The sequence below is a fragment of the Clostridia bacterium genome, assembly GCA_024653205.1.
Lineage (GTDB): Bacteria > Bacillota > DSM-521 > Neomoorellales > SLTJ01 > JANLFO01.
The window spans coordinates 1-552 of the sequence record JANLFO010000050.1 but is presented as its reverse complement, the minus strand read 5'-3'; the positions used below and the strand labels follow the sequence as shown (position 1 = coordinate 552).

1 protein-coding gene is annotated in these 552 nt (G+C 64.7%); it reads left to right on the top strand.

The features are described 5' to 3' along the window. The coding region (locus NUV99_12135; GenBank protein ID MCR4420837.1) for an AAA family ATPase at positions 1-552 on the top strand (552 nt) is incomplete at both ends.

The window sequence follows — 552 nt, the reverse complement described above, 5'->3', positions numbered from 1 at the left end:
AGTTCATCCAGCTCAACACGACGAACATCCTCTTTATCTGCGGCGGTGCCTTCGACGGTCTGGAGGACGTGATCGCTCAGCGGATCGGCAAGAAGGGCATCCTCGGCTTCCGCAACGACGAGGAGCAGGAGGTACAGACGCTGAGCACCGCGGAGCTCCTGCGGAGGGTATCGCCCGACGACCTGCTGCAATACGGCCTGATCCCCGAGTTCGTGGGGCGGCTGCCGGTCGTCGTCAGCGTTGATCCACTGGACGAGGAGCAGCTGATTCAGGTGCTGACGCGACCCAAGAATGCGCTTGTGAGGCAGTATCAGCGCCTGTTCGCGCTCGATGGCGTGGAGCTGGTGTTCACGCCGGAGGCGCTGCGGGTCACGGCGCAGGAGGCGCTGCGGCACCGCATGGGCGCACGTGGCCTGCGTACGATCATCGAGGAGACGCTCCTGGACGTCATGTATACGATCCCTTCGCGGCCGGAGGTGCGCCGCTGTGTGATCGATGCTGACACGATCCGCCGGCGCACGCCGCCCAAGCTCTATGGCGAAGACGACACGC